Origin of the sequence: Flavobacterium pectinovorum (assembly GCF_006438875.1) — a bacterium.
GTDB classification, from domain to species: domain Bacteria; phylum Bacteroidota; class Bacteroidia; order Flavobacteriales; family Flavobacteriaceae; genus Flavobacterium; species Flavobacterium pectinovorum_A.
The window spans coordinates 92,441-118,782 of record NZ_RCZH01000016.1 but is presented as its reverse complement, the minus strand read 5'-3'; the positions used below and the strand labels follow the sequence as shown (position 1 = coordinate 118,782).

At 33.7% G+C, this 26,342-nt stretch carries 24 protein-coding genes, 2 tRNA genes and 1 pseudogene; 17 read left to right on the top strand and 10 right to left on the bottom strand.

Annotated elements, in window-relative coordinates; all coding sequences use genetic code 11:
* Nucleotides 1–361: 361 nt before the first annotated feature.
* The 8 genes from EAH81_RS20880 to EAH81_RS20845 all read left to right on the top strand — a co-directional run bounded on the left by EAH81_RS20880 (nt 362) and on the right by EAH81_RS20845 (nt 7,217).
* Complete coding sequence (locus EAH81_RS20880) at nt 362–820, top strand: ferritin-like domain-containing protein (RefSeq protein ID WP_140510882.1); 459 nt, start codon at nt 362–364, stop codon at nt 818–820.
* A gap of 138 nt (nt 821–958) precedes the next feature.
* A complete protein-coding gene (locus EAH81_RS20875; RefSeq protein ID WP_140510880.1) occupies nt 959–1,552 on the top strand; it encodes a hypothetical protein in 594 nt (197 codons plus the stop codon).
* 156 nt (nt 1,553–1,708) lie between these two features.
* On the top strand, nt 1,709–2,254 hold the full coding sequence (locus EAH81_RS20870; protein ID WP_140510878.1) for a dihydrofolate reductase family protein: 546 nt from the start codon (nt 1,709–1,711) through the stop codon (nt 2,252–2,254).
* A gap of 140 nt (nt 2,255–2,394) precedes the next feature.
* The gene (locus EAH81_RS20865; RefSeq protein WP_140510876.1) at nt 2,395–4,269 is read left to right on the top strand and encodes a peptidase U32 family protein; all 1,875 of its coding nucleotides are present in this window, start codon (nt 2,395–2,397) and stop codon (nt 4,267–4,269) included.
* Between the two features lie 407 nt (nt 4,270–4,676).
* Complete coding sequence (locus EAH81_RS20860; protein ID WP_140510874.1) at nt 4,677–5,156, top strand: hypothetical protein; 480 nt, start codon at nt 4,677–4,679, stop codon at nt 5,154–5,156.
* A 5-nt stretch (nt 5,157–5,161) separates the two neighbouring features.
* On the top strand, nt 5,162–6,322 hold the full coding sequence (purT, locus tag EAH81_RS20855) for a formate-dependent phosphoribosylglycinamide formyltransferase (RefSeq protein WP_140510872.1): 1,161 nt from the start codon (nt 5,162–5,164) through the stop codon (nt 6,320–6,322).
* Nucleotides 6,323–6,324: 2 nt separating this feature from the next.
* Complete coding sequence (locus EAH81_RS20850) at nt 6,325–6,642, top strand: DUF6370 family protein (RefSeq protein WP_140510870.1); 318 nt, start codon at nt 6,325–6,327, stop codon at nt 6,640–6,642.
* Nucleotides 6,642–7,217, top strand: a complete 576-nt coding sequence (locus tag EAH81_RS20845; protein ID WP_140510868.1) for a Crp/Fnr family transcriptional regulator — start codon at nt 6,642–6,644, stop codon at nt 7,215–7,217. The genes EAH81_RS20850 and EAH81_RS20845 overlap by 1 nt, the downstream gene beginning before the upstream one ends.
* Before the next feature lie 303 nt (nt 7,218–7,520).
* Here EAH81_RS20845 and aceA read toward each other — a convergent pair whose 3' ends face one another.
* Together aceA and aceB are read right to left on the bottom strand one after the other, a co-directional pair.
* Nucleotides 7,521–8,801, bottom strand: a complete 1,281-nt coding sequence (gene aceA, locus EAH81_RS20840) for an isocitrate lyase (protein WP_140510866.1) — start codon at nt 8,799–8,801, stop codon at nt 7,521–7,523.
* 359 nt (nt 8,802–9,160) lie between these two features.
* Entirely contained in the window at nt 9,161–10,762 is a 1,602-nt protein-coding gene (gene aceB, locus EAH81_RS20835) for a malate synthase A (RefSeq protein ID WP_140510863.1), read from the bottom strand.
* Between the two features lie 196 nt (nt 10,763–10,958).
* On the opposite strand from aceB, the gene EAH81_RS20830 reads away from it, so the two are divergent.
* The 5 genes and pseudogenes from EAH81_RS20830 to EAH81_RS20810 all read left to right on the top strand — a co-directional run bounded on the left by EAH81_RS20830 (nt 10,959) and on the right by EAH81_RS20810 (nt 15,080).
* Nucleotides 10,959–12,440 (top strand): helix-turn-helix domain-containing protein, encoded by a 1,482-nt coding sequence (locus EAH81_RS20830; protein WP_140510861.1) that lies wholly within the window; start codon nt 10,959–10,961, stop codon nt 12,438–12,440.
* A gap of 6 nt (nt 12,441–12,446) precedes the next feature.
* A complete protein-coding gene (locus tag EAH81_RS20825) occupies nt 12,447–12,806 on the top strand; it encodes a hypothetical protein (protein WP_140510859.1) in 360 nt (119 codons plus the stop codon).
* A gap of 350 nt (nt 12,807–13,156) precedes the next feature.
* Nucleotides 13,157–13,873: a pirin family protein gene (locus EAH81_RS20820; RefSeq protein ID WP_140510857.1), complete on the top strand. Its 717-nt coding sequence runs from the start codon at nt 13,157–13,159 to the stop codon at nt 13,871–13,873.
* 173 nt (nt 13,874–14,046) lie between these two features.
* Nucleotides 14,047–14,276 (top strand): annotated as a pseudogene (locus tag EAH81_RS20815) ((4Fe-4S)-binding protein).
* A gap of 270 nt (nt 14,277–14,546) precedes the next feature.
* Nucleotides 14,547–15,080: a YceI family protein gene (locus EAH81_RS20810; protein ID WP_140510855.1), complete on the top strand. Its 534-nt coding sequence runs from the start codon at nt 14,547–14,549 to the stop codon at nt 15,078–15,080.
* Nucleotides 15,081–15,253: 173 nt separating this feature from the next.
* On the opposite strand, the gene EAH81_RS20805 is transcribed toward EAH81_RS20810, so the two are convergent.
* Nucleotides 15,254–16,117 carry an AraC family transcriptional regulator gene (locus EAH81_RS20805; protein ID WP_140510853.1) on the bottom strand — a complete coding sequence of 288 codons (864 nt, stop codon included), beginning with the start codon at nt 16,115–16,117 and terminating at the stop codon, nt 15,254–15,256.
* 179 nt (nt 16,118–16,296) lie between these two features.
* On the opposite strand from EAH81_RS20805, the gene EAH81_RS20800 reads away from it, so the two are divergent.
* Both EAH81_RS20800 and fabD read left to right on the top strand, forming a co-directional pair.
* Nucleotides 16,297–16,659, top strand: coding sequence for a DUF983 domain-containing protein (locus tag EAH81_RS20800; RefSeq protein ID WP_140510851.1), 363 nt, complete (start codon nt 16,297–16,299; stop codon nt 16,657–16,659).
* Between the two features lie 71 nt (nt 16,660–16,730).
* Nucleotides 16,731–17,606, top strand: coding sequence for an ACP S-malonyltransferase (gene fabD / locus EAH81_RS20795; protein WP_140510849.1), 876 nt, complete (start codon nt 16,731–16,733; stop codon nt 17,604–17,606).
* Nucleotides 17,607–17,716: 110 nt separating this feature from the next.
* On the opposite strand, the gene EAH81_RS20790 is transcribed toward fabD, so the two are convergent.
* The 3 genes from EAH81_RS20790 to EAH81_RS20780 form a co-directional block, all read right to left on the bottom strand.
* Complete coding sequence (locus tag EAH81_RS20790; RefSeq protein ID WP_140510847.1) at nt 17,717–17,977, bottom strand: hypothetical protein; 261 nt, start codon at nt 17,975–17,977, stop codon at nt 17,717–17,719.
* A gap of 143 nt (nt 17,978–18,120) precedes the next feature.
* Nucleotides 18,121–19,134 carry a UDP-glucose 4-epimerase GalE gene (galE, locus tag EAH81_RS20785; protein WP_140510845.1) on the bottom strand — a complete coding sequence of 338 codons (1,014 nt, stop codon included), beginning with the start codon at nt 19,132–19,134 and terminating at the stop codon, nt 18,121–18,123.
* 44 nt (nt 19,135–19,178) lie between these two features.
* Nucleotides 19,179–20,312, bottom strand: a complete 1,134-nt coding sequence (locus tag EAH81_RS20780) for a DegT/DnrJ/EryC1/StrS family aminotransferase (RefSeq protein WP_140510843.1) — start codon at nt 20,310–20,312, stop codon at nt 19,179–19,181.
* A gap of 136 nt (nt 20,313–20,448) precedes the next feature.
* On the opposite strand from EAH81_RS20780, the gene EAH81_RS20775 reads away from it, so the two are divergent.
* Together EAH81_RS20775 and EAH81_RS20770 are read left to right on the top strand one after the other, a co-directional pair.
* Nucleotides 20,449–21,678, top strand: coding sequence for a 3-deoxy-D-manno-octulosonic acid transferase (locus tag EAH81_RS20775; protein ID WP_140510841.1), 1,230 nt, complete (start codon nt 20,449–20,451; stop codon nt 21,676–21,678).
* A 349-nt stretch (nt 21,679–22,027) separates the two neighbouring features.
* On the top strand, nt 22,028–22,252 hold the full coding sequence (locus tag EAH81_RS20770) for a hypothetical protein (RefSeq protein WP_140510839.1): 225 nt from the start codon (nt 22,028–22,030) through the stop codon (nt 22,250–22,252).
* Nucleotides 22,253–22,519: 267 nt separating this feature from the next.
* Here EAH81_RS20770 and EAH81_RS20765 read toward each other — a convergent pair whose 3' ends face one another.
* From EAH81_RS20765 to mutS, 4 genes are all read right to left on the bottom strand, one after another.
* Nucleotides 22,520–22,897 carry a DUF1508 domain-containing protein gene (locus tag EAH81_RS20765; protein WP_140510837.1) on the bottom strand — a complete coding sequence of 126 codons (378 nt, stop codon included), beginning with the start codon at nt 22,895–22,897 and terminating at the stop codon, nt 22,520–22,522.
* A gap of 394 nt (nt 22,898–23,291) precedes the next feature.
* A tRNA-Leu gene (locus EAH81_RS20760) sits at nt 23,292–23,377 on the bottom strand.
* A gap of 14 nt (nt 23,378–23,391) precedes the next feature.
* Nucleotides 23,392–23,464, bottom strand: a tRNA-Gly gene (locus EAH81_RS20755).
* Nucleotides 23,465–23,612: 148 nt separating this feature from the next.
* On the bottom strand, nt 23,613–26,219 hold the full coding sequence (gene mutS / locus EAH81_RS20750) for a DNA mismatch repair protein MutS (protein ID WP_170214145.1): 2,607 nt from the start codon (nt 26,217–26,219) through the stop codon (nt 23,613–23,615).
* Nucleotides 26,220–26,342 lie beyond the last annotated feature (123 nt).

Below are 26,342 nucleotides of genomic sequence, written 5' to 3'. Positions count from 1 at the left end.
AGCTTTTTTTAGATAATTAAGACTGAAAAAAAATCGCGCAAAGTCGCAAAGCCGCCAAGTTTACATACATTTTCTTTGCGACTCTGCGACTCTGCGACTTTGCGAGATTTATGTGGCAATATTCCCTTAACTTAATGACATTGGTTGCTATCCCTCACGCAAATCGATAAACAAGGAGTTTTCTTCAACCAAATTAAACACATGGTAATTTGTGAAAATTCGTGAAATTCGTGGCAAAAACAATCTAATCCTTTCAAAATTCCCATTCTACAATATTGTAAATCAACATTATAATTCTGTAAAACATTACATGTAGTAAATTCCCAACTTTGTATTATACATTAATTTAAATAGTAACATCATGATACATACAGAAGAAACCACAACAGAAGCAATTCACACATTAGAAGGATTAATTTCTATTTTGGAAGATGGAAAACTAGGATATACCAATGCCGCTGAGCATGTAAACGATTTGGCCATTAAAGCTGAATTTTTAGATCATGCAAGAGAACGTGCCCTATTCATAGTCGAATTGCAAGACCAAATTAACAAACTAGGAAAATCAACAGACACTTCTGGCGGAGGTCCTTTAGGCGCTTTACACCGCACATGGATTGATATTAAATCGTCATTTACCGGCGGAGATACGGAAGCAATCATTAATGCTTGTGTTACAGGAGAAGAAGCTGCCGTAGAAAAATACAAAATGGCACTGGAAAAAAATGAATTTGAAGGCAGTCAAATTGCAATCATTTCGAAACAATTAAACAGTATTCAAAGTACGTTGGATAAAATTAAAGCAAAAAGATTGTCATAATAATTGGCACTATTTTTTTTGGAGCGAAAACTACTTGGTTTAATAACCAGGTAGTTTTTTTGTTTTGTAGGAATTCAAAAATAAATCTTTACTTTCCCCCAACTAATCAAAATAAGTTCTTAACCCAAAAAACGCTTTATGAATCCAGCATTACGCAGCTCAATTTTTATTACAATTTTTACTTTATTTTTCTCCAATCACACAAAAGCCCAATCTGAAGGTAATGCTATCAAAGCATCGATAGGTTTTGCAGCAAGCAGTTCTTATTACATAGAAAATTACGGCAGCCAGGAAGAAGTAGATGTCATGGGAGGTGGTCCTTATCTGCAAGCAGAATATATCATTGGAGTAAAATCATGGTTTAGTTTGCGTCCATATGCAGGAGCCATATTTACATCTGTTGATAACAATCAGAATGTACAAAATCAACCGCAATACAAAGTAACAACGAATGCTTTTTTACTTGGAGCAAAAGTTCGCCTTTGCGCACCAATTCCTTGGGTTGCACCTTTTATTGAAGGAGGTATTGGTACTTCAATAGGTAAATTTGAAACCATTACACCTGGAGTTAATTTCAACAAAAGCGACCTGTTATTACATATTCCTTTTAGTATTGGATTAGCGATTGGTCGACACAATAATTTTGAAATTGCTATTTCAGGCTACTTTCACCCAGCAGCTAAACAATCCTCTGGGATATTTGCAGTAGGATATAATTTTCCATTAGACTAAAAACGAAATATATAATCTGACATAAAAAATCTAAATATTTATACTATTTCAAGAACAAAAAAACTACTTGGTTAATAAACTAAGTAGTTTTTTGTTTTATTAAAAACTGAAATAATATATTTTTATATCATATTCTATAAAAACATAAACTACACAATGAAAAAAGTAATTTTAGATTTAGCAGTAACTTTAGACGGTTTTATTGAAGGACCAAATGGAGAAATCGATTGGTGTATTATGGACGATGATATGGATTTTGATGGTTTTTTATCTGGCATAGATACTATTTTTTATGGTCGCGTTAGTTATGACGCCTGGGGTAATTATCAACCAGATCAAAATGCCAGTCCAGCCGAAAAACAACTTTGGAAAGGAGTACACTCAAAGGAAAAATATGTCTTTTCAAGTCAAAATAGAGAAGATCAAAATGCCATATTTGTAAACTCTGATATTTTAAATAAAGTAATTGAGATTAAACAACAATCCGGAAAAGATATTTGGTTATATGGCGGAGCTAGCCTTATTAAAACATTTATTCAATTAAATCTTATCGACATATACAGAATATCCGTTCATCCAATAGCTTTAGGAAATGGCAAACCATTGTTTGAAGACTTAAAAGAACGAATAGAATTAAGATTACTTAAAACAAATATTTTCAAATCAGGCGTTGTTCAACTTATCTACGAACCCAACAAATAAATTTGAAACCTTAAATATTATCATTCCATATTAGTTAACTATTTCAAAAAAAGTCACTTCAGCATTAGCAAACTCAAATAAAATATAAGAACTTTGCAAACTTTTTTCAATGAATACCACAAAAGCCTAAAGTTTTAGAGATGAAGAAGAAGATTGAAATATTAGCTCCAGCAAAAGATTTAATTGGAGGAATGGCCGCGATAAATAGTGGTGCCGATGCTGTTTATATTGGTGCTCCACAATTTGGTGCCCGTTCTAATGCCAACAATTCAATCGAAGATGTAGCTGCATTAGTAAAATATGCGCATTTATTTAATGCTCAGGTTTTTGTAGTAATGAATACCATTTTGTACGACAACGAACTTGAAACGTGTCGACAAATGATCTATGAATTATATGACATTGGTGTTGATGCCCTGATTATTCAGGATATGGCAATTATGGAAATGGAGTTACCTCCTATCGTACTTCACGCCAGTACACAAGCCAATAATCGTGATGCTGATAAAATTAAATTCTTGAAAGATGCCGGAATCAAACGTGTGGTTTTGGCCCGCGAATTGAACTTGCATCAAATTAAAACAATTTACGACGAAGCTGATGTTGAACTAGAATTCTTTGTAACCGGAGCTTTATGCGTATCCTTCAGCGGAAACTGCTATATGAGTGTTGCAAACGGAGAACGCAGTGCCAATCGTGGTTCTTGTGCCCAAAACTGTCGTTTACCTTATAATTTAATTGACGGAAACGGAGATACTTTAATCAAAAACAGTCACTTACTTTCTATTAAAGATTTAGATATTTCAGAGCAAATTCCGAATCTTATTGAAGCCGGAATCGTTTCTTTTAAAATCGAAGGAAGATTGAAAGATATTGTTTATGTAAAAAACAATGTATCTTATCTTCGTCAAAAACTAGATAGTTTCTTAGAAGCCGAAGGAAACGACAAATACACGAAAGCTTCATCAGGAACATGTACCTATACTTTCGATTCTTCTTTAAACAGAACTTTCAACCGCGGTTATACCGATTATTTTGTAAACGATAGAAATAATAGTATTGGATCTTGGGAAAGCCCAAAATCAAAAGGACAATATATTGGTAAACTAATCCGAACTGTTGGAAATGCTTACGAAATCGAAAACGGAGAATTGTTAAACAACGGCGACGGACTTTGTTTCATCAATGAAAACAACGAAGCCGACGGAATTTATGTAAACAAGGCCGAAAACGGTAAAATTTATCCAAACGTTTTAAAAGAAGTAAAAGAAGGAACTTTTATCTACCGTAACAATGATGCTGCATTCATCAAAATTGTAGAAAAAGAACATAGTGCTGTTCGAAAAATCAGCACAACTTTATTACTTACAGAAAACGAAAATGGTTTCGAATTAATTGCAACCGACGAAGACGGAAATGTAAGCATCGTTACTTTAGAACATTCAAAAGAAACAACCAAGAATAACGAATCGATCGAAGAAAACATCAAAACACAATTGGCTAAAACGGGTTTCACCCCTTATAATGCCGATGAAATTAGCGTGATGTTCACTCAAAACTGGTTCCTTCCTATTTCAAAAATAAACGAAATGAGGAGAAACGTTTTCGAACAATTATCTGAAATTCGTTTGGCAAATTACGTACGTGAAGAACACCAATTGGTAAAAACTTCGCATCCATATCCTGAAACCAAACTGGATTTCATGTATAATGTTTCGAACAAAACGGCCCGTAAATTCTACGAACGTCATGGTGTTACCGAAATTGAAAAAGCATTCGAATTGCAATGGGATCCAGGAAAATCTCGCGTGATGACTACGAAATATTGCATCAAATACGAATTAAAAAAATGCCCAATACACCAAAAAGATATAATGGGTGTTAAAGTAAAAGAACCATTGGTTTTAAAACAAGGCGAACTTGAATACAAACTAAAATTCAATTGCAAACCTTGTGAAATGGAAATTTGGGAAAAAGATGCCGAATTTGAAATTGAAGAAGATCATTTTCATTAAAAACACAAAACCGATACTTTATGAGTGTCGGTTTTTTTTATTTTGGGCGTGTCCCTCCGGGTCGGGCTATTCGTTACAAGTCCTCGCACTTCCTTCGTCAGGCTGTGGGCTTTTCTCTTCTATCCCTCACGCAAACCGTAAAACAAGAACATTTGTTTACTAAGTGCAATTACCTCACAATCTTGTCATTTCGACCGAAGGGAGAAATCACACTCGTAAATCGACAAAGAAAATCGCTAATCTTTGTCGAGCTTCTTGCGAAGATTTCTCCTGCGTCGAAATGACAAACTATATGATTACTTTGCGTAAAAATTAAATTTTCATTTAAATTAAATCTGCCGAATCTGCAAAATCTGCGTGAGAATAAATTTCATTTTATTTATCTTTACTCTCAAAACTAAATTTAAATGGAAACCAAAAATAGCATCCAAAAGCATTCAATTATAGCTGGATTTTTTGTGTGTCTTTTTTTTCCCTTATTAATATTTTCAAACAGCTATTTTATTTTTCAATGCATACAAATTTGCAATTTCGGTATGTTTTGGAATCCAATTTTCTGGGGGATTTTATTTCCATTATTTATAGTTTTTCTATTTTGGAATACCTCTAAAAAAATAAGCACATCATTAAATCAAGTTCATTATTTCAAAGCTTGTTCCCAATTTTCTTTCGGAGTAAGTTCAAAAATTATAACCGCTCTTTTTACAATATATCTTATTGGATTATTCGGAAACGGAATTTCATCAGTATTTAATGTGCAAATTCCGTATCAAATTTTATTTTCACTATTAACGATTTTATTTCTATCATTTATATTAATGTTTTTAACTTTTATAAGCAGTTTGATAATTGTAAAAGCAAGCCAAAATACCCAACCTCTAAATTAAACAAAATGAAAATACTACTCCTAGGTTCAGGCGAATTAGGCAAAGAATTTGTCATTGCCGCACAACGAATCGGACAAACCATAATTGCAGTTGACAGTTACGAAAATGCCCCTGCGATGCAAGTTGCACATGGTTTTGAAGTCATCAATATGCTCGACGGCGAAGCTCTTGACCGAATCGTAGCCAAACACAAACCCGATTTTATAGTTCCCGAAATAGAAGCCATTCGTACCGAACGTTTTTACGATTACGAAAAACAAGGTATTACTGTAGTTCCTTCTGCGAAAGCAGCAAACTTTACTATGAATCGCAAAGCCATTCGTGATTTAGCTTCAAAAGAACTTGGACTAAAAACAGCCAAATATCAATACGCAACTTCGGCAGAAGAACTTCAAAAAGCCGTTCAGGAAGTTGGAATTCCGTGTGTTGTAAAACCTTTAATGTCTTCTTCCGGAAAAGGACAATCGACCATAAAAACCGAAAATGATATCGAGAAAGCATGGCAATATGCTGTTGCAGGTTCGCGTGGCGATGTTATCGAAGTTATTGTAGAAGCATTTGTAGATTTCAATTCGGAAATTACGCTTTTAACGATTACTCAAAATAACAATCCAACGCTTTTTTGTGCACCAATTGGCCACCGACAAGAGCGTGGCGATTATCAGGAAAGCTGGCAACCCGCAAAAGTTTCTGAAGCTGATTTGTACGAAGCGCAGGATATGGCCGAAAAAATTACCGAAGCATTGGGTGGAGCAGGTCTTTTTGGAGTTGAATTTTTCCTGACAAATGATGGTGTTTATTTCTCTGAACTTTCTCCTCGCCCACACGATACCGGAATGGTAACCTTAGCAGGAACACAAAACTTCAACGAATTCGAATTGCATTTACGTGCCATTTTAAGCTTGCCTATTTTCGAAATTACATTGGAAAAAGCCGGAGCAAGCGCCGTAATTTTAGCATCTGAAGATTCCAGCAATCCAACTTTTGCCGGAATTAAAAAAGTAGCTGCTTTACCAAAAACTGATTTCAGAATCTTCGGAAAACCAACTTCAAGACCTTATCGCCGAATGGGTGTTGTCTTAAGTTACGATTCACTGGCAACTCCAATCGAAGAAATTGTAGAACGCGCCAAAACGACTTCAAAATTAATCACTGTAAATTCTTAAAAATGAAAAAAGTACTATTTATACTATTCCTATTTATGGGAATTTCAACACAGGCACAAAAAACAATAATTATTGACGAGCCTCTAATCGTTGAAGTATCTTGTGGCGAATGCCAATTTGGAATGAAAGGCAAAAGCTGTGATTTAGCCGTTCGCATTGACGGAAAAGCTTATTTCGTTGATGGAACAACAATTGACAAACATGGTGATGCACATGCCAAAGATGGTTTTTGCAACGCAATCCGTAAAGCTTCGGTTACCGGAAAAGTAGAAAACGGCCGTTTTAAAGCCACATCATTCACTTTACTTAAAGAAAAATAATGGAGTTAATTCTTGAAAACATTGCCAAACACGTTTCTCTAACTCCTGAAGAGCAAGCTCATTTTTTATCTAAATTAGAAACAAAGACTTACAAAGCCAAAACGATTTTATTAAATGCCGGCGAAGTTTGTAAACATTCTTATTTTGTCAATTCGGGAATTTTAAGAAGCTTCAATATCAACGATAATATTGTCGAACATGTTCTGTCATTTGCCTGTGCAGGTTGGTGGATGAGTGATATGTACAGCTTTTTTTCGCAAAAACCGGGACAGCTTTTTATAGAAGTTTTAGAAGATGCAGAAGTAGTTTCATTATCCAAAGAAAACCAAGAACAATTGTATCTTGAGATTCCAAAATTAGAACGTTTTTTCAGAATTCTAATTGAAAATTCATTGGTTGCCAATCAACAGCGATTGATGGACAATCTCAGTTTGCCTGCAGAAGAAAGATTTGAGAAATTTTGCAATAAATATGGAACTCTGGTTTATAAAGTGCCTCAAAAACAAATCGCGTCTTTCATTGGCGTAACACCGGAATTTTTCAGTAAAATGAAAGCCAGGCTTTTGAAGAAATAAAAATAATTTCACCATTAAGAGATTAAGAAAAATTAAGCTTAAAAAATTAAATATAATTCATAGAAGTATTATTTAACACATAGAAAATAGATCTAAAAATTAAAAAAAGATTCTTTTAAAAAATCTAGATTTTCACACATAGCTATGTGTATTTAGACCAGTGAAGCGCCTTTTTAAAAAAAGAAAAGCTATGTCACTATGTGTTAAAATCAATGCATCCAGCTAAGTATTTCTTTATGAAACTTAATATCTTAATGGTAAAAAAGAAAAACCAGTTCAATGTTGAACTGGTTTTTTATTGAATTAAAATTGCTCAACCTCAGTAGAATGTTTCATTGCTGTAGTTGTTGATTTTCCTATTGTTACCGTATTTTGAACGGCATCAAAATAAGAAGTTCCCACAAAAGCCTGATGTTTTACCGCTCTGAATCCGCTTTGCTGTAAAGCGAATTCTCTTTCCTGCAATTCAGAATATCCAGCCATTCCGCGTTCTTTGTATGCTTTAGACAATTCAAACATACTGGTATTTAAAGCATGGAATCCTGCCAAAGTAATAAATTGGAATTTATAACCCATTGCTGCCAAATCTTCTCTGAATGTCTCCATTTCTGCAACAGATAATTTTGCAGCCCAGTTAAAAGAAGGCGAACAATTGTACGCTAACATCTTATCCGGAAATTCTTTTTTCATAGCGTCAGCAAACTTTTTAGCATAAACCAAATCCGGATTACTAGTTTCCATCCAAATTAAATCGGCATAAGGAGCGTAGCTCAAACCTCTCGCAATTCCCTGATCGATTCCGCTGTTTACATAGAAGAAACCTTCATTCGTTTTTTCGCCTGTAATAAATTTAGCATCTCTTGGGTCAGCATCACTGGTTAATAAATTTGCTGCATCAGCATCTGTTCTCGCAACGATAAGCGTTGAAACTCCCATAACATCTGCCGCCAAACGAGCTGCAATCAGTTTATTTATCGCTTCCTGCGTTGGCACCAAAACTTTCCCTCCTAAATGCCCGCATTTTTTTGCTGAACTTAACTGATCTTCAAAATGAACGCCTGAAGCTCCCGCTTCGATCATTGATTTCATCAATTCAAATGCATTTAGATTTCCGCCAAAACCTGCTTCGGCATCAGCCACAATCGGAACCAAATAATCTTTTTTATCTTCAACCTCATTTACAACCTGAATCTGATCAGCTCTCAATAAAGCATTATTAATTTTTTTTACTACAATTGGTACACTATTTACAGGATAAAGCGATTGATCAGGATACATTTCTCCTGCCAAATTTGCATCAGCCGCAACTTGCCAGCCACTTAAATAAATCGCTTCAAGACCAGCATCGACTTCCTGAATCGCCTGATTTCCCGTTAATGCGCCCAAACCAGCAACATAATCCTGACTTTTTAACTTTCTCCATAATTTTTGCGCTCCCATTTTGGCAATAGAGTGCTCAATTTGATACGAACCTTGAAGAGTAACCACTTCTGTAGCAGTATAAGGGCGTTCAACACCTTTCCATCTTGGGTTCGTGATCCAATCGTTAATCAATTCCTGAATTCTGTCTTCTGTTGTTTTCATAAATAATATAGTTTAAGTTGGTTAGTGAGTAATATAGTTTTTCAGTTTTCAGTCGCAGTTTTCAGTTTTTACTGAGACTTAAAAAAGCATTTTCTAATTGTTGAGTTTTATTTTTTTAAACACATAGAAGTATAGATTTTCTTTGTGGTTAAAGGCGTTTCACTTGCATTCATACACATAGCTATGTGTGAAAACTAGTTTTTTCTTTTACCTTTTTTATTATAAACTAAAATCTATGTTTCTATGTGTTTAAAAAAAATATTCTCATTTCATCTGCTAAATCTGCGTGAAAAATTATTCGCCCGCAGATTTAGCAAATCAGGCAGATTTTTAATTTTTAATTCCAAATTTTTAATTCTTTATAAATATTTGTAACACGGAATGGTTAAAAAATCAACGAAATCGGGATTTACAACCAATCTGTCCAAGACTTTTTCGGCTAGAGGAAATTGGCGTTTTTCGTGATTTTCTTCGCCCAATTCATCTTTGATTTTTTTAAATTCATCTAAAGCCAATTCGTGATAATAGGTCAAATCCAGATTGCGACCATTATCCAAAACCACTTTATTCTGAAGCCATTGCCACAATTGCGATCTTGAAATTTCGGCCGTTGCCGCATCTTCCATTAAATTATGTAAGGCTGCTGCACCTTGTCCGTTTAACCACGAAGCCAAATACAAAACTCCAACATTGATATTTTTGCGAACACCATTTTCCGTAATGATTCCAATTGGTGGTTCAATTAAATCTTCTTCCGTTATTTTGCGATATTCTCTTTTAATGTGAATTTGATTTGGAGTTGGCATTCCTTTATCAAAAATTTCTTTTGCTATTGCAACCAAATCCGGATGCGCTACCCAGGTTCCGTCGTGACCGTTTCGAACTTCACGTTCTTTATCTGTTTTTACTTTTGCAAAAGCAGCAGCATTTGCTTCTTCATTATTCTTAATCGGAATTTGAGCCGCCATTCCGCCAATTGCGTGAATTCCTCTTTTATGACATCTTTGGATCACCAAATTCGAGTATGCATTCATAAAAGGCGAAGTCATATTTACCTGATCACGATCCGGAACAATGAATTTTGGATTTTTTCTAAACTTTTTGATATAAGAAAAAATGTAATCCCAACGGCCACAATTCAGCCCAACAATATGTTCTTTCAACTCATAAATGATTTCATCCAATTGAAAACTTGCTGTTATGGTTTCAATCAAAACCGTCACTTTAATGGTGCCACGTTCTAATTTTAAATAATCCTCAGTAAAATCAATTACAGTAGTCCACCAGCGCGCTTCCAGATAATGTTCTAATTTTGGAATATAGAAATATGGTCCCGAATTATTTTCCAGTAATCTTTTATGATTATGAAAAACATACAATCCAAAATCTACCAAAGAACCAGAAACTTCATTTCCATCAATCAGAAGATGTTTTTCCGGCAGATGCAATCCTCTTGGACGAACAATTAGCGTGGCAATCTTTTCATTTAGTTGATACGATTTATGTTTAGCCAAATCTGTATATGAAATTGTTTTATTCACAGCATCAATCAAATTCAGTTGACCATCCATTAAATTTTGCCAGGTTGGAGAAGTACTATCTTCAAAATCAGCCATAAAAGTTTTTGCTCCTGAATTCAATGCGTTGATTATCATTTTGCGATCAACCGGTCCCGTAATTTCAACTCTTCTGTCCAATAAATCTTTCGGAATTTCTCCTGCTACCCAATTGCTTTCTCTGACGGCTTTAGTTTCTGCTTGAAAAGTTGGCATTATTCCCTGATCAAAAGTGACTTGTTTTTGATCGCGTTGCAACATCAGTATTTTTCGTTGCGATTCGAATTTTCGATGCAAATCGGTTATAAAAACAATCGCTTCTTCGGTCCAGATCTTTGGATAAGAAAGGTTCTTTTCGGCTAAAAATTCCATTGCCGTCTCGGTAATCTCTAATTGGTTTTTCATAGCTGCTAATTTTAATTAGTCATCAATTGTTTTCTCGTTTCTGCCTTTTTAGGACAATTATTATTATAACAATCTGACGGTTAATATTTTCTACACCACAATATTAGAAAAAAGTTTTTTACAAAACAAGCGAACGTTCGCTAAATATTAAAAATAATTTTTTGGCGATTATTTTTTAATTGGTTATATTTGATTTATGGATATTGAAAAAGACTATATAAAGCTGATATTTGGGCTAAAACTGAAACAGGTTCGAACTCAAAAAAATCTTTCCCTTTTTGGCTTAGCCAAATTGACAAATCTTTCAAAATCGTACTTAAACGAAATTGAAAAGGGAAAAAAATATCCAAAAACGGACAAAATTTTACTCTTATGTGAACATCTGGACGTTCCTTACGACCAAATGGTGTCTTTAAAACTGGATAATAACCTCGCTCCGATTGGTGAAATCTTAAAATCAGGAATTTTAAAAGAGATTCCACTAGAGCTTTTTGGAATTCAGGAAGCCGATTTAATTGATATTATCGCCAATGCTCCTGCAAAAGTCAATGCCTTTATTAGTACGATTATCGAAATCGCTCAACATTATAATTTAAGCAGAGAAAGTTTCTTTCTTGCGGCTTTAAGATCTTATCAGGAAGCGCACAGTAATTATTTTGAAGATCTTGAAGAAAAAGTAATTGCTTTTTCAAAATCTTTTCAAATCAATTTAGATTCTAAAATCACGATTGAAGAATTGGAAGCTATTCTTAAAGAAGAATTCGATTATAAGATAAAAGAAATTGCTTTTACAGATCAGGAAGCTTTAGAAGATTTACGTTCGATTTATGTTCCAAAAAGCAAAACTTTATTATTGTCGACAGAAATTGATGATCCGCAAAAGGCTTTTATTTTAGCCAAAGAAATTGCCTATAATTATCTAAATATATCAGATCGTTTACTAACTTTCAGTTGGATCAAGTTCGAAAACTTCGATCAGGTTTTACATAATTTTTATGCTTCTTATTTTGCCGGAGCGCTATTATTACCCAGACAATTGGTCGTTGACAAAATCAATGATTTTCTGACTAACGAAAAACCAAATCCGGAAGAATTTGTCGCTTTAATAGAAAGTTTCGAGGTTTCTCCGGAATCATTTTACCAGAGATTAACCAATTTATTACCGAAAGATTTTCATCTGAAGAATTTATTTTTTTTAAGAATGTCCCATAAAATTGGTTCTGATTTTTATCAGATTAAGAAAGAATTACATATTACAAACCAGCAAGAACCACACGCCAACGAAACAAATGAGCATTATTGCAGAAGATGGGTTTCGGTAAAAACCATTGACGAAGCGATCAGACAAAACAAACCTCACTTTTTTGATGCACAAATATCCAGTTATGTTCATAGCGGAAATGAATATTTGGTTTTTTCATCGGCAACAAAAGATCCATTTATAAAAGACAATATTCGCAGTATTTCTGTTGGAATTTTAATTAATCCAACAATGAAAAAGAAATTCAAATTTATTGAAGGAAAACCTTTAGTTAAAAGAATTGTTGGGGTTACCTGTGAAACCTGCGATGTAAAAGATTGCTTAGAAAGGGCGGCACCACCAATTGCTTTGGAGAAGAAAAAACGTCATGAGAATACTGATGCGGTTGTGCAGCAGTTTATTAGTCAATTTAGCTAAAATACTATGAAATATTTCACTTTAATAATAACGCTGCTTTTTATTAATCTAAACCAGAAAACAGACAAACTTACCGGTCGTTATAATTATTTAATAGAAGACAGCAATTTCTACATCCAAAAAGATAAAATTACTTTTAATGACAGTGTTTTTAAGTTTGATAACAAATATATGCCAAAAGGAAAAATATCATATGGCAATATAATACTATTAGATAATTTCATAAATACTGATTTAATTATAAGTATTTCAAAAGATCAAATCAAAAAAGACACTATTCTATTTTACATGCATGATAAGCAAAGTTCGGCTGCGAATTACCTTGACGAAGTAGTTGGAAAAGGGAAATTAATCAAAATCAAATAGTAAGAGTTTTTTAAAATCTCGCAAAGACGCGAAGTCGCAAAGTTTTATTTCACTTTGAATATAATTATCTAAACATATCTTCTCGCAATCTTGTCATCTCGACGAAGGAGATCACACTAGAAACTCCGATCCAATAATCTTCAATCTTTGTCGAGCCACTTGTGTGATCTCTCCTTCGTCGAGATGACAAACTGTGTGTTAGACGCACTGCTGTGCGCCTCTACGTTAAAACCTTTGTCCCTTTGAACCTCTGCAACTTTGAACCTAAAAAGAACTTAATCTACATTAAGTGCTTTTCATTGATGTTGATCGTAAATTTGTACTATCAAAATAACAAAACACATATCATCATGGAAAATATAGTATTACACAAAGCAGAAACAAGAGGAAACGCAAATCACGGATGGCTTAATGCTTATCATAGTTTTAGTTTTGCAAGCTGGTATAATCCTGAAAGAATTCAGTTTGGCGCACTTCGCGTTTTGAACGATGACACGATTGCAGGCGGAATGGGTTTCGGAACGCATCCTCACGATAATATGGAAATCATTACGATTCCGTTAGAAGGAGATTTGGCGCACAAAGACAGTATGGGAAATACTGAAATCATAAAAAATGGCGATATTCAGGTAATGAGTGCCGGAACCGGAGTGCAGCATAGTGAGTTTAATCCAAATGCAGATGATCAGACTAAATTGTTACAAATCTGGTTGTTTCCAAACAAAAGAAATGTAACACCACGCTACCAACAAATTACGCTGGATGTTGCGGACAGACATAATAAATTGTCACAGATTTTATCTCCAAATGCAGATGACGAAGGGGTATGGATTCATCAGGATGCCTGGTTTCATATGGGAAATTTTGATGCCGGAATCGCCACAACATACAAACTAAAAAAAGAAGGAAACGGAGTTTATGCTTTCATTTTAAAAGGAAACGTAACTATTAATGGTCAGGAATTGAATACTCGTGACGCAATGGGAATCTCTGATTTTGAAACTTTAAACATCAAAGCAAATACTGATGCTGAGTTTCTTTTAATGGAAATTCCGATGAACTATTAATTCGTAAAACACAACTAATACTTTTCTCGATAAACGATAATTAATCTGAATTTCAGATTAATTATCGTTTATTTTTTTGTTCCAATTTTAAAAAATCAAAAAAGAAAGATTAATTTTATAAAAGGAAATTGGTCTGACTTTAAAATAAAAACTAACCGTAAAATTTTTCAACCATGAATCCAGACAACCTAACTAAAGAATACACAAACGGAGAAGTCACAATTGTATGGCAATCCGGAAAATGCATTCATTCTGCCAATTGCGTAAAAAACAATCCTGATGTTTTTCATCCAAAAGAAAAACCCTGGATTTTACCCGAGGAATCGACTTCTGAAAAAATAATAGAACAATTCATAAATGTCCTTCCGGTGCATTGTCATTTTATATGAATAAAATTAAATAGTTTTTTTTGCCACAGATTAAAAGGATTAAAATAATTTTCCAATCTGTGTCGAGTTGCCACGAATTTTCACGAATTAATTTTTATAGATTGTGCTGAGAAAAAATTCGCGCACATTCGTGGAATTCGTGGCAACAAAATTTAATACTTCAAAATAATCCCAAAATTATTGTTTTTCATTTCTTAATCTAGGTTAAGTGCCTTATGATTACTCTCAACGTAACTTTGTCCTATCAAAATGAAATTAATATTTAATATTTAAAAATAAAAATTATGGCAACTACAAAATGGTCAATTGACCCAACTCACTCAGAAATTGGTTTTAAAGTTAAACACATGATGTTTACAAATGTTTCAGGTAAATTTGGAACATACGATGCAACAATTACTACAGAAGGAAATGATTTTGAAAATGCAGCAATCGAATTTTCTGGCGATATTGCTTCTATCGATACTGCAAATGCAGACAGAGACGGTCACTTAAGAAGTGCTGATTTTTTTGATGCTGAAAACAATCCAAAATTAACTTTCAAAGGTTCATCTTTCAAAAAAATTGATGATGGAGATTATGAATTAACTGGAGATTTAAGTATTAAAGGGGTTTCAAAATCAGTAAAATTTCCAGTAGAATTTAGCGGAATCATGACTGATCCTTGGGGAAATACAAAAGTAGGTTTAAGCATAGAAGGAAAAATTAATCGTAAAGATTGGGGTTTAAACTGGAACTCTGCTCTTGAAACTGGTGGTGTTTTAGTTGGAGAAGAAGTTCGTTTGAACATTGAATTGCAATTTGCAAAACAAGCTTAATCATAGCATTTTCAATTTAATTTGGTTGGTTGAGAACCCTGTACTTTTCTTAAAAGTGCAGGGTTTTCTTTTAAAAATAGTTTGCCACGAATTTCACGAATGTGCGCGAATTTTTTCTCAGCTTAATATAAAAAGTAATTCGTGAAAATTCGTGAAATTCGTGGCAAAAAAAACTATCTGAAAGTATTTCGAAATTCGGTTGGTGATATTCCGGTTTGTTTTTTGAAGAGCCGGGAGAAATAAGAATAATCTTCGTAACCAACTGCGTATGCAACTTCGTTTATAGACAATTGTTTATCGATTAACATTCGTTTAATTTCAAGAATTACGCGATCCATAATAACTTCTGTTGCAGTCTTTTGTAAAATTTCATTACAAATCCGGTTTAAGTGTTTTAATGTAATATTCAATTTCTCCGCATAAAAAGACGGCAGTTTTTGAGTTTTAAAATACTCTTCTAAAAGTACTTCAAAAGCACTTATTTTAATATTGTATGAATGTGTTTGATGCGAATAGGTTTCACTATATTTTCTGGAAATTTCTATATGAATGCAATCCAACAAATTCAACATTTTGTCTAATTGCAACTTATTATTTTGATTATTTTCCTGAATTAATAAATCAAAATAAGGTACTATTTTTGGCATTTCATTCTCTTCAAAAACCATTTCCGGTCGATTGTAAATGGAATGATAAAAATTGTAATCATTGATTTTTTTCTGGCCGAAGTATAAATTATACAATTCCTGCGAAAAAATAATAACAAACCCTTCAATATCTTCCGACAAACTCCAATGATGCATTTGCCCGGGTTGGAGAACGAATAAACTTCCTCTTTTTATTTCGAATTGATCAAAATCAACCTCATGTTGTCCTGAACCATTCGTAAAAAAGACCATTAAATAAGAATCATGTCGATGCGGTTCTTCGACAAAACTGTGACTTTTTAAATGTTCTGTAAAAGTATTGACGTAAAAATCACGATGGATATCGTTACAGCTAAAATTCTGAACACTATAAACTGGATACTTTTTCATACGCGATTAAATTTTAGATTGTAGATTATAGATTCTTGGAATTTTGGAATTTGGAATTTGGAATTTCTTCATTGGAATTTCATCCAAAATGTCTTTATTATGCTATAAGTAGCGAAGATATAAAAAAGACTTTTATAACTCCCTGAATTACCTTTGTATAAATAAAAAAGAACAAGATCATGTCAAATGCATTAACTCATATTTTAAGCAACGAATGTCCTATTTGTCATGAAGGAAAAGTTTTTAAAGACAAAAATATTTTTCTGAATTTTAGTTTACCAAAAATGAATGAATATTGCAGTCATTGTAATTACAAATTCCAAAAAGAACCTGGATATTTCTTTGGTGCAATGTATGTAAACTACGGACTAACAGTAGCTCAGGGAATCGCTACGTATTGTATTGCACAGTTTTTCTTTGAAACAAATTTCGATTTAAGGATTATTCCAATTATTGCTGTTGTCATTACCTTACTCACTTCTTTCAATCTCCGATTTTCAAGATTAGCATGGATTTATATGTTTAAGGATTATACGAGCTAAAAAAGTACTATTTTTGCCTTTCAATTGAAACTAATTTTCAATTTAAAAAAATTCAACTTTAAATTAGAGAAATGAAAGCATACGTATTTCCGGGTCAGGGCGCACAGTTTACAGGAATGGGCAAAGACTTATATGAATCATCGGCTTTAGCCAAAGAATTATTTGAAAAAGCTAACGAAATCTTAGGTTTTAGAATTACTGATATTATGTTTGAAGGCACTGCCGAAGAACTAAAAGAAACTAAAGTTACACAACCCGCTGTATTTTTACACTCGGTTATTTTAGCCAAAACTTTAGGTGAAGATTTTAAGCCAGAAATGGTTGCAGGACATTCTTTAGGTGAATTCTCTGCTTTGGTTGCAAACGGAACTTTATCTTTTGAAGATGGTCTTAAATTAGTTTCTCAACGTGCTCTTGCAATGCAAAAAGCATGCGAAATCACTCCGTCTACAATGGCTGCTGTTTTAGGTTTAGCTGATAATATTGTTGAAGACGTTTGCGCTTCTATCGACGGAATTGTTGTTGCTGCAAACTACAACTGCCCAGGACAATTGGTAATCTCCGGAGAAACTACAGCTGTTGAAAAAGCTTGTGAGGCAATGAAAGCTGCCGGAGCAAAACGTGCTTTAATTTTACCTGTTGGAGGAGCATTTCACTCCCCAATGATGGAACCTGCAAGAGAAGAATTAGCTGCTGCAATTGAAGCAACTACTTTCTCTGCTCCTATTTGCCCAGTGTATCAAAACGTTACGGCAAGCGCTGTTTCTGATGCAAACGAAATTAAAAAGAACTTAATTATTCAATTAACTGCTCCAGTAAAATGGACACAATCTGTACAACAAATGATCGCTGACGGCGCTACTTTGTTTACTGAAGTTGGTCCTGGAAAAGTTTTAGCGGGTTTGATTAATAAAATTGACAAAGAAGCAGTTACTGCTAATGCATAATTTTTAGTCGCAGTCTCAGTTTTTAGTTTTCAGCTTAAAAACTATATCTATAAAAAATCCTCATAACGAAATATTTATGAGGATTTTGTTTTTTCATCTATTCAAGAAAATTATTGTTTCCAAGGATAAGCTTTTATTCTTTTAGCCATTTCAGCTTTAAATTCTTCTGGCGTTAATCCTCTTTCAAACTCAGTATCAAAATCAAAAGTTTCTAAATCAGTTTTTTGTTTCTGAATTTTAGACTTGTCATGTCCCCACCATTCCCTAATTCTTCTAATCGATTCTGCTTTTGCTTCTTCCAATGTTAATCCTTTTGCAAATTCAGCATCAAAATCAAACGCACTTTGTTTATTTTCTTTTCCCAAATCCATAATTCCTACATTTTAATCTTACAAAAATACAATATAATTTAAAAAAAATCCCAAATAATATAAAATTATTTGGGATTTTTAATGTTGCAATGTTAGACGCACTGCTGTGCGTCTCTACCTGAAAACTGCGACTGAAAACTTATTTAAGAGCGAACTTTCTGCTCCCATTTCCAGGCACTTGCCATTGCTTCGTCTAAGCTTAATTGCGCTTTCCAGCCTAAAACATTATTTGCTTTATCTGTATTTGCATATGCTTCAGTAATATCACCTTCGCGGCGCGGTTTAATTACATATGGTAATTTTTTATCACTTACTTTTTCGAAACTATTGATTACTTCCAGAACTGAACTTCCTTTTCCTGTTCCTAAATTAAACGTTTCTACTTTTGCTAAATTCTTTTTGTTGAACAAACGCTGTAATGCAATAACGTGCGCTTTTGCCAAATCTACAACATGGATATAATCACGAACTGCAGTTCCGTCAGGAGTTGGATAATCATCTCCAAAAACAGATAATTCCTGACGTAAACCTACTCCGGTTTGTGTAATAAAAGGAACTAAATTCTGAGGAACTCCTAAAGGCAATTCTCCAATTTCAGTGCTTGAATGTGCTCCAACCGGGTTAAAATAACGCAATAAAATCGCACTGATATTGGTAACTTTAGCTGTATCTGTAATAATTTCTTCTCCTATTTGCTTCGTGTTTCCGTAAGGAGACATTGCTGCTTGTACAGGAGCATCTTCTGTGATTGGCATTTTTTCGGCTTGACCGTAAACAGTACAAGAAGAACTGAAAATAAAACTTGCCTCAGGTTTTTGCTGTAATTCCTGCAGCAAATAAACCAGCGAAGCAATATTGTTTTCATAATACAACAAAGGCTGCTCAACACTTTCCCCAACTGCTTTTGAAGCTGCAAAATGAATTACTCCGGTAACATCGTTGTGTTTTTTAAAGAAATCCCGAACTGACGCTTTTTCTCTTAAATCTAACTTTTCGAATAAAGGCGTTTTTCCTGTAATGGCTGTAATTCCTTTTAAAACATCTTCTGTAGAATTCGAAAGATTATCAATTATCACTACTTCAAAGCCTTCATTTTGCAATTCGACTACGGTGTGAGAACCAATAAATCCTAATCCTCCTGTTACTAATACTTTCATTTTGTGGTTGTTTTGTGCTGTTGTTATTTGGTTTAACTTTTATATTATTTATTTAAAAATTCTAAAACAGAATCCGTAATAAATTTGATTTGTTCGTCATCCAATTCGGTATGCATTGGTAAAGCAATTACTTCTTTCACTAACTGATTTGTTACCGGAAATTGCTCTTCTTTATAACGGGTATCAACATACGCTTTTTGCGAGTGCAACGGAATTGGATAATAAATTGCACATGGAATTTGTTTATCCTGCAAATGCTGCAATAATCCATTTCTATCCGCATCAACAATTCTCAATACATATTGATGAAAAACGTGATCATTTTCGTTTGCATCAAATTCTGGCGTAATAATGTGTGCATTTCCTGCAAAAGCTGCATTATATTTTGAAGCTGCACGACGGCGCGCTTTATTATATTCGTCTAACAAAGGTAATTTTGCATTCAAAACTCCTGCCTGAATACTATCTAAACGTGAATTAACTCCCACAACATCATGGTGATAACGCTCATACATTCCGTGATTTACAATTCCGCGGATAATGTGCGCCAATTTATCATCATTTGTAAAAATTGCTCCACCATCTCCATAACAGCCTAAGTTTTTAGACGGGAAAAACGAAGTTGCAGCGACATGACCAATTACTCCTACTTTGCTTTTTGTACCTGATTTAGAAATATAATCAGCTCCAATTGCTTGTGCATTATCTTCGATTACATACAAATTATGTTCAGCAGCAATTTCCATAATCGCGTCCATATTAGCCGCGCGTCCAAATAAATGTACCGGAACAATTGCTTTAGTTTTTGGCGTAATTGCTTTTTTAATTGCATCAATATCGATGTTCATATTTGTCATATCAACATCTACCAAAACCGGTGTTAATTGCAATAAAGCAATTACCTCAACAGTTGCTGCAAAAGTAAAATCGGCAGTAATTACCTCATCGCCCGGTTTTAAATCTAATCCCATCATGGCAATCTGCAAAGCATCTGTACCATTAGCACACGGAATCACGTGTTTTGCTCCCAAATAATCTTCAAGATTTTTTTGAAATTGATGTACCAAAGGTCCGTTTATATAAGTATTTGTGTCTAAAACTTCTTGAATTGAAGCATCAACAATCGTTTTTATTTTTTCGTATTGACTCTTTAAGTCAACCATTTGAATTTTTTTCATTTTCAATATATTTTTAAAATTAAAGACCTGTATTTATAGCAGATTCTCTAAAAGGAGGAACAAAAATAGTTATTTAATACCTTCAAACCAATGAAAATAATGGAAAGAAATGTAATTTAGCCACAAAAATAAACAGATGCTTTTTCTATACAATTTAGTTGTTTCTATTGCGGGGTTTTTTCTGAAAATTGTAGCACTTTTTAGTCCGAAAATTAAGCTTTTTGTAAATGGTCGGAAAAATGTTTTCAGTACTCTGGAAGATAAAATAAAACCTACAGATAAGACAATTTGGTTTCATTCTGCTTCTCTTGGCGAGTATGAACAAGGTTTGCCGGTAATCGAAAAAATTAAAGAAAAACATTCCAACCATAAAATTATTGTCACTTTTTTTTCCCCTTCAGGTTACGAAGTGCGTAAAAATAACACAGTTGCCGATGTGACAATTTACCTGCCTTTAGACACTAAAAGCAACGCAAAAAAGTTCTTGAAATTAGCACATCCCGAATTGGCCTTTTTTATCAAATATGAATTTTGGCTGAATTACCTAAAAGAATTAGAAAACAGCAAAACTCCAACTTATTTAATTTCGGGGATTTTTAGAGACAGCCAAATGTTTTTTAAATGGTACGGCGGTTTTTATAGAAATGCATTAAAAGCGTTTACTTACTTTTTTGTTCAAAACGAAGATTCTAAAGAAAAAATTGAAGCCATTGGATTTCACAATGTGATTGTTTCCGGCGATACTCGTTTTGATCGCGTAAATGCCATTTTAGAAAGAGATAATACACTTGATTTTATTAAAAACTTCAAAAACAACACTTCTACAATAGTAATTGGAAGCTCCTGGCCAAAAGATGAAGCTTTATTAGCCGAATATATTAATGAAGCTCCTCCGACTGTAAAATTTATTATTGCGCCTCATAACATTAAAGCCGATCAGATATTGAATCTTAAATTGCAAATCAAAAAACCGACTGTATTATTTTCAGAGAAAGAAGGTCTTGATCTTTCAAATTACCAAGTATTTATTATTGATACTGTAGGTTTATTGACAAAAATTTATAGCTACGGAACCCTTGCATATGTAGGCGGCGGTTTTGGAAATCCCGGAATTCACAACATCCTTGAGCCGGCAACCTTTGGGATTCCGATTGTAATTGGCCCAAATTTCTCCAATTTTGCCGAAGCTGTTCAACTGGTTAATCTTGGAGGCTGCATTGTTATTTCTAATACAAATGAATTAAAACAAAACCTGGATCGCTTACTTCAGGATGAAAGCTTTTTTAAAGAAAAAAGTCAAATTTGCAAGTCGTATATTCAAGACTATAAAGGAGCCACAAATAGCATCATGGAAATCGTTTCATAGCCGAATCAAAAACCTAAATCCGGATTTCCATACCATAATCAAAACAAAAAGCCTTTAAAACATCTTATTTTAACATTTAGCGTTTGCGTAATTATTATTAAAAAACAAAACAAACTGCAAACAAGAGAATAAAAAAAGCCAATTCTCTTATAGAATATTCAATGAAAAATAATTTACACAAAAAATACAATAATACCAAACATTTTTGTAGTTTTGGCATATTATTTGATAAATAAGATAATCGTGAGCAATGAAAATATTTTAAAAAAAAAATAAAAAAATATTTTACATATTAAAAAATTTATATCTTTGCCACGAATTAATAATTAACCTTTTATAATAAAGTAAGATGAAAAAAGTATTTTTAAGTTTAGCTGTTGTTGCTGTTTTAACTGTTGTTTCTTGTAAAAAAGCTGATGCTGCTGCTGAGCCAGCTGTAGATTCTACTGCTGTTGCTGTTGATTCTGCTGCTACTGTAGTTGATTCTGCTGCTGCAACTGTTGACTCTGCTGCAACTAAAGTTGATTCTGCTGCTGCTAAAGTAGAAGAAGCTGCTAAAGAAGTAAAAAAATAATTAGAACTTAAATTCTAAAGATTTTAAAACCATCCATCGTGATGGTTTTTTTTATGCTCAAAAATTAATTTGAAATTCCAAATATTTGAAATTCCAAATTCCAAGCAGGCAAAAAAAATCCCAAACCCCAAAAGACACTAAGCCTTTTTGGAATTTGGGATTTTTTCTTCTATTTAAACCTATTTACTACAAAACCAAACAAACAGCCAAGCTAATGGAATTTGGTCCCGATAGCTATCGGGATTAAAACACTGGCATTTCACTTCTTTAATCTTCTACTTCTTCCTCCTCAACCAATTCATCTTCAAAAATAGATTCACTTGACGAGAAGTCTAAAATTTCTGCTTTCGAAGCATAATTAACTATTTCCTTAATTCCTTTCTGCAAAAGCAATTCCGTTGTGTATTTTCGACTTGTTGCGAAATGAACCTCCCCCAACATCAATTTAAAGAAATACTTCCCTCCAGAGCCTTTAAATTTCAAAAACTTAGCCTGATCCACATTTGCTTTAAATTTTTCAATATCTTCTTCACCTTCAAACTTCAATTCATAACTTAAACTAGTAAATATTACTTTGCCTTTTCTAGAAGTAAACACGAATTTATATTCATCATTAAACCTTTTACTAATTACAAAAGCACCCATTTAAATTTTAGATTTTAGATTGTTGATTTTAGATTCTTAACCCCGATAACTATTAGAATAAATTCTTTCTTTAAACAAATTCAGGATCAACACAAAAATCTGCGAGGAAACACAAAATATTTTGTATTGTAAATAATTTTACCGCAAAGCACGCTAAGATTTCATCTAATAGCTTGTTTAAAAAGTATAAAGCCCGCAAAGCTTTGTATCGATCCAGCTTTGCGAACTTTGTGTTTTCTATGCGTAAAATAAAATTAACCTTAGCGTGCTTTGCGGTAAAATTCACTCCTAATTTATAACCCCACAGGTTTCTTGCATAAATTCTAAATTTATTTAAAACTACATGCACGAGTTTACACAATAAAAAAAGCCTCTTCAAAAGAAGAGGCTTTAGTACTCAGAGCGGGACTTGAACCCGCACGAACATTGCTGTTCACTGGATTTTAAGTCCAGCGTGTCTACCAATTTCACCATCCGAGCATTATATGATGTTGAGCGAAAAACGGGGCTCGAACCCGCGACCTCGACCTTGGCAAGGTCGCGCTCTACCAACTGAGCTATTTTCGCGTTTCAAATTCTAAAAGAACTACAACACATCACTTGTTCTGTATTGCGAGTGCAAATTTAGGACATTTATTCAATTACACAAGCGTTTTTCGAAAAAAAAATTCACTTATTTTATAACTTTCTGATAACCTAAACTTTAAATCTGAAATTATTTTTTAACCAACATTCTTTTAATCTCATTAAGTTTCATCAATGCTTCAACCGGAGTTATCGCATTTATATCAAGACTCAGGATTTCTTCTTTTATTTCTTCTAATAAAGGATCATCCAAATTAAAGAAACTCATCTGCATTTCGTCAGCTGCAGATTTTACTCCGTTTAAGGCATCGCTGGAATGGTTCTTCTCTAATTTCTTTAATAGTTTCTGTGCTTTCAAAATTACAATTTGAGGCATTCCCGCCATTTTTGCAACATGAATTCCAAAACTATGTGCACTTCCTCCTTTTATCAGCTTACGAACAAAAAGAACGGTGTCTTTTAATTCTTTTACTGCTACATTATAATTCTGGATTCTTGGCAACGATTCGGTCATTTCATTCAATTCATGATAATGCGTTGCAAATAACGTTTTAGGCCTTCCGGGATGTTCGTGCAAAAACTCGGCAATAGCCCAGGCAATCGAAATTCCATCATAGGTACTCGTTCCTCTTCCAATTTCATCCAGCAAAACTAAACTTCGATCAGAAATATTATTCAAAATAGAAGCTGTCTCATTCATTTCGACCATAAATGTTGATTCTCCCATCGAAATATTATCTGATGCTCCTACTCTGGTAAAGATTTTATCGACAATTCCCATTCTTACACTATCAGCAGGAACAAAACTTCCCATTTGAGCCAATAATACTATTAACGCTGTTTGTCTTAAAATAGCTGATTTACCGGACATATTCGGTCCCGTAATCATTATAAGCTGCTGCGTTTCTCTATCCAGAAAAACATCATTAGCAATATAAGGTGTTCCAACCGGTAATTGTTTTTCGATTACAGGGTGACGTCCGTTTTTGATTTCAAGTTCAAAAGTTTCATCAATTTCAGGGCATACATATTGATTTTCGATAGCCAATTGCGTAAACGAGCATAAACAATCTAGCTGCGCCACCAAATTAGCATTCATCTGAACCGGCTTAATATAAGTAGCAATCCAGGCAATTAATTGTTCGAAAAGTTCACTTTCGATTTTATGAATTTTTTCTTCAGCTCCAAGGATTTTGGTTTCGTATTCTTTTAATTCTTCGGTAATATAACGTTCCGCATTTACTAAGGTTTGTTTACGAATCCATTCTGCCGGAACTTTATCTTTGTGCGTATTTCTAACTTCTATATAGTAACCAAATACATTGTTGAAAGAGATTTTCAGAGAAGAAATTCCCGTTATCTCAGACTCTCTTTTTTCGATTCCTTCCAGATATTCTTTTCCTGAGGTAGAAATCGCGCGTAAATCGTCTAATTCTTCACTAATTCCTTTTGCAATTGCATTTCCTTTTGCAATCGCAACTGGCGCATCCTGATTTAAAGTTGTTTTTATTTTCTCTCTTAAAAGATCACAAGCATGTAAACTATCTCCAATAATTTTTACTGCTTCCTGCTTACTTGCCAAAGCCAAAGTTTTTATTGGAATAATAGCGTCCAGAGATTCTTTTAAATAAACAATTTCACGAGGCGAAACTTTTCCTGCTGCAATTTTAGAAATTAAACGCTCTAAATCTGAAATTTGCTTAATTTGATATTGGATGTTTTGTAAAACTTCAGGATCTGATTTTAAATACGTAACAACATCGTGACGATTTTTAATCTTAGCACTATCTTTTAAAGGTAAAGCCAGCCAACGTTTCAACAAACGTCCTCCCATTGGCGAAAGCGTTCTGTCGATAACATCTAAAAGTGTTACAGCATTTGGATTATAACTATGATATAATTCTAAGTTTCTAATCGTAAAACGATCCATCCAAACATACGCATCTTCCGCAATACGCTGGATTGCCGTGATATGTTGTACGCGATTATGCTGTGTTTCTGATAAATAATATAAAATTGCTCCTGAGGCAATAATTCCTTCTTTTAACTCTTCAATTCCAAATCCTTTTAAGGAAACGGTCTGAAAATGCTTTGTCAAAGTTTCCAGGGCATAATCTTCTTTATAAATCCAATCTTCCAGATAAAAAGTATGAAAATCATCTCCAAAAGAAGCCTTAAAATCCATTTTATTATTCTTTGGAACAAGAATTTCACTTGGATTAAAATTCTGCAATAGTTTATCTATGTATTCAGCATTTCCCTGCGCGGTTAAAAATTCTCCTGTAGAAACATCGAGAAAAGAAACTCCGATACTTTTACCAGCAAAATAAACGGAGGCTAAAAAGTTGTTTGTTTTTGATTGTAAAACTTCATCATTTAGAGAAACTCCGGGAGTTACCAATTCAGTAACGCCGCGTTTCACAATAGTTTTGGTCATTTTTGGATCTTCAAGCTGATCACAGATCGCTACACGAAGTCCGGCTTTGACCAATTTTGGCAAATACGTATTAATAGAATGATGTGGAAAACCTGCCAACGCTGTTTCAGTTTCAGATCCCGCACCTCTTTTCGTCAAGGTTATTCCGAGGATTTTTGACGCTCTAACAGCATCTTCTCCAAAGGTTTCGTAAAAATCACCCACTCTAAAAAGCAGACATGCATCAGGATATTTTCTCTTGATTTCGTTGTACTGTTTCATTAAGGGTGTTTCTTTCACCACTTTCTCTTTCGCTGCCAAATTATTGTATTTTAAATGAAAAATTAAGACAGCGAATTTATAATATTTTGAAGGAATATCGAAGCTGTTCAAAAATTAAAATATTTTAAGGAATTTTTAAGTTGAGATATAAGAATTTTATAT

Bases quoted from the DNA above. Each gene is read 5' to 3' on its own strand.
- EAH81_RS20880 (WP_140510882.1), top strand. From the start codon at position 362: ATGATACATACAGAAGAAACCACAACAGAAGCAATTCACACATTAGAA.
- EAH81_RS20875 (WP_140510880.1), top strand. From the start codon at position 959: ATGAATCCAGCATTACGCAGCTCAATTTTTATTACAATTTTTACTTTA.
- EAH81_RS20870 (WP_140510878.1), top strand. From the start codon at position 1,709: ATGAAAAAAGTAATTTTAGATTTAGCAGTAACTTTAGACGGTTTTATT.
- EAH81_RS20865 (WP_140510876.1), top strand. From the start codon at position 2,395: ATGAAGAAGAAGATTGAAATATTAGCTCCAGCAAAAGATTTAATTGGA.
- EAH81_RS20860 (WP_140510874.1), top strand. From the start codon at position 4,677: ATGGAAACCAAAAATAGCATCCAAAAGCATTCAATTATAGCTGGATTT.
- purT (WP_140510872.1), top strand. From the start codon at position 5,162: ATGAAAATACTACTCCTAGGTTCAGGCGAATTAGGCAAAGAATTTGTC.
- EAH81_RS20850 (WP_140510870.1), top strand. From the start codon at position 6,325: ATGAAAAAAGTACTATTTATACTATTCCTATTTATGGGAATTTCAACA.
- EAH81_RS20845 (WP_140510868.1), top strand. From the start codon at position 6,642: ATGGAGTTAATTCTTGAAAACATTGCCAAACACGTTTCTCTAACTCCT.
- aceA (WP_140510866.1), bottom strand. From the start codon at position 8,801: ATGAAAACAACAGAAGACAGAATTCAGGAATTGATTAACGATTGGATC.
- aceB (WP_140510863.1), bottom strand. From the start codon at position 10,762: ATGAAAAACCAATTAGAGATTACCGAGACGGCAATGGAATTTTTAGCC.
- EAH81_RS20830 (WP_140510861.1), top strand. From the start codon at position 10,959: ATGGATATTGAAAAAGACTATATAAAGCTGATATTTGGGCTAAAACTG.
- EAH81_RS20825 (WP_140510859.1), top strand. From the start codon at position 12,447: ATGAAATATTTCACTTTAATAATAACGCTGCTTTTTATTAATCTAAAC.
- EAH81_RS20820 (WP_140510857.1), top strand. From the start codon at position 13,157: ATGGAAAATATAGTATTACACAAAGCAGAAACAAGAGGAAACGCAAAT.
- EAH81_RS20810 (WP_140510855.1), top strand. From the start codon at position 14,547: ATGGCAACTACAAAATGGTCAATTGACCCAACTCACTCAGAAATTGGT.
- EAH81_RS20805 (WP_140510853.1), bottom strand. From the start codon at position 16,117: ATGAAAAAGTATCCAGTTTATAGTGTTCAGAATTTTAGCTGTAACGAT.
- EAH81_RS20800 (WP_140510851.1), top strand. From the start codon at position 16,297: ATGTCAAATGCATTAACTCATATTTTAAGCAACGAATGTCCTATTTGT.
- fabD (WP_140510849.1), top strand. From the start codon at position 16,731: ATGAAAGCATACGTATTTCCGGGTCAGGGCGCACAGTTTACAGGAATG.
- EAH81_RS20790 (WP_140510847.1), bottom strand. From the start codon at position 17,977: ATGGATTTGGGAAAAGAAAATAAACAAAGTGCGTTTGATTTTGATGCT.
- galE (WP_140510845.1), bottom strand. From the start codon at position 19,134: ATGAAAGTATTAGTAACAGGAGGATTAGGATTTATTGGTTCTCACACC.
- EAH81_RS20780 (WP_140510843.1), bottom strand. From the start codon at position 20,312: ATGAAAAAAATTCAAATGGTTGACTTAAAGAGTCAATACGAAAAAATA.
- EAH81_RS20775 (WP_140510841.1), top strand. From the start codon at position 20,449: ATGCTTTTTCTATACAATTTAGTTGTTTCTATTGCGGGGTTTTTTCTG.
- EAH81_RS20770 (WP_140510839.1), top strand. From the start codon at position 22,028: ATGAAAAAAGTATTTTTAAGTTTAGCTGTTGTTGCTGTTTTAACTGTT.
- EAH81_RS20765 (WP_140510837.1), bottom strand. From the start codon at position 22,897: ATGGGTGCTTTTGTAATTAGTAAAAGGTTTAATGATGAATATAAATTC.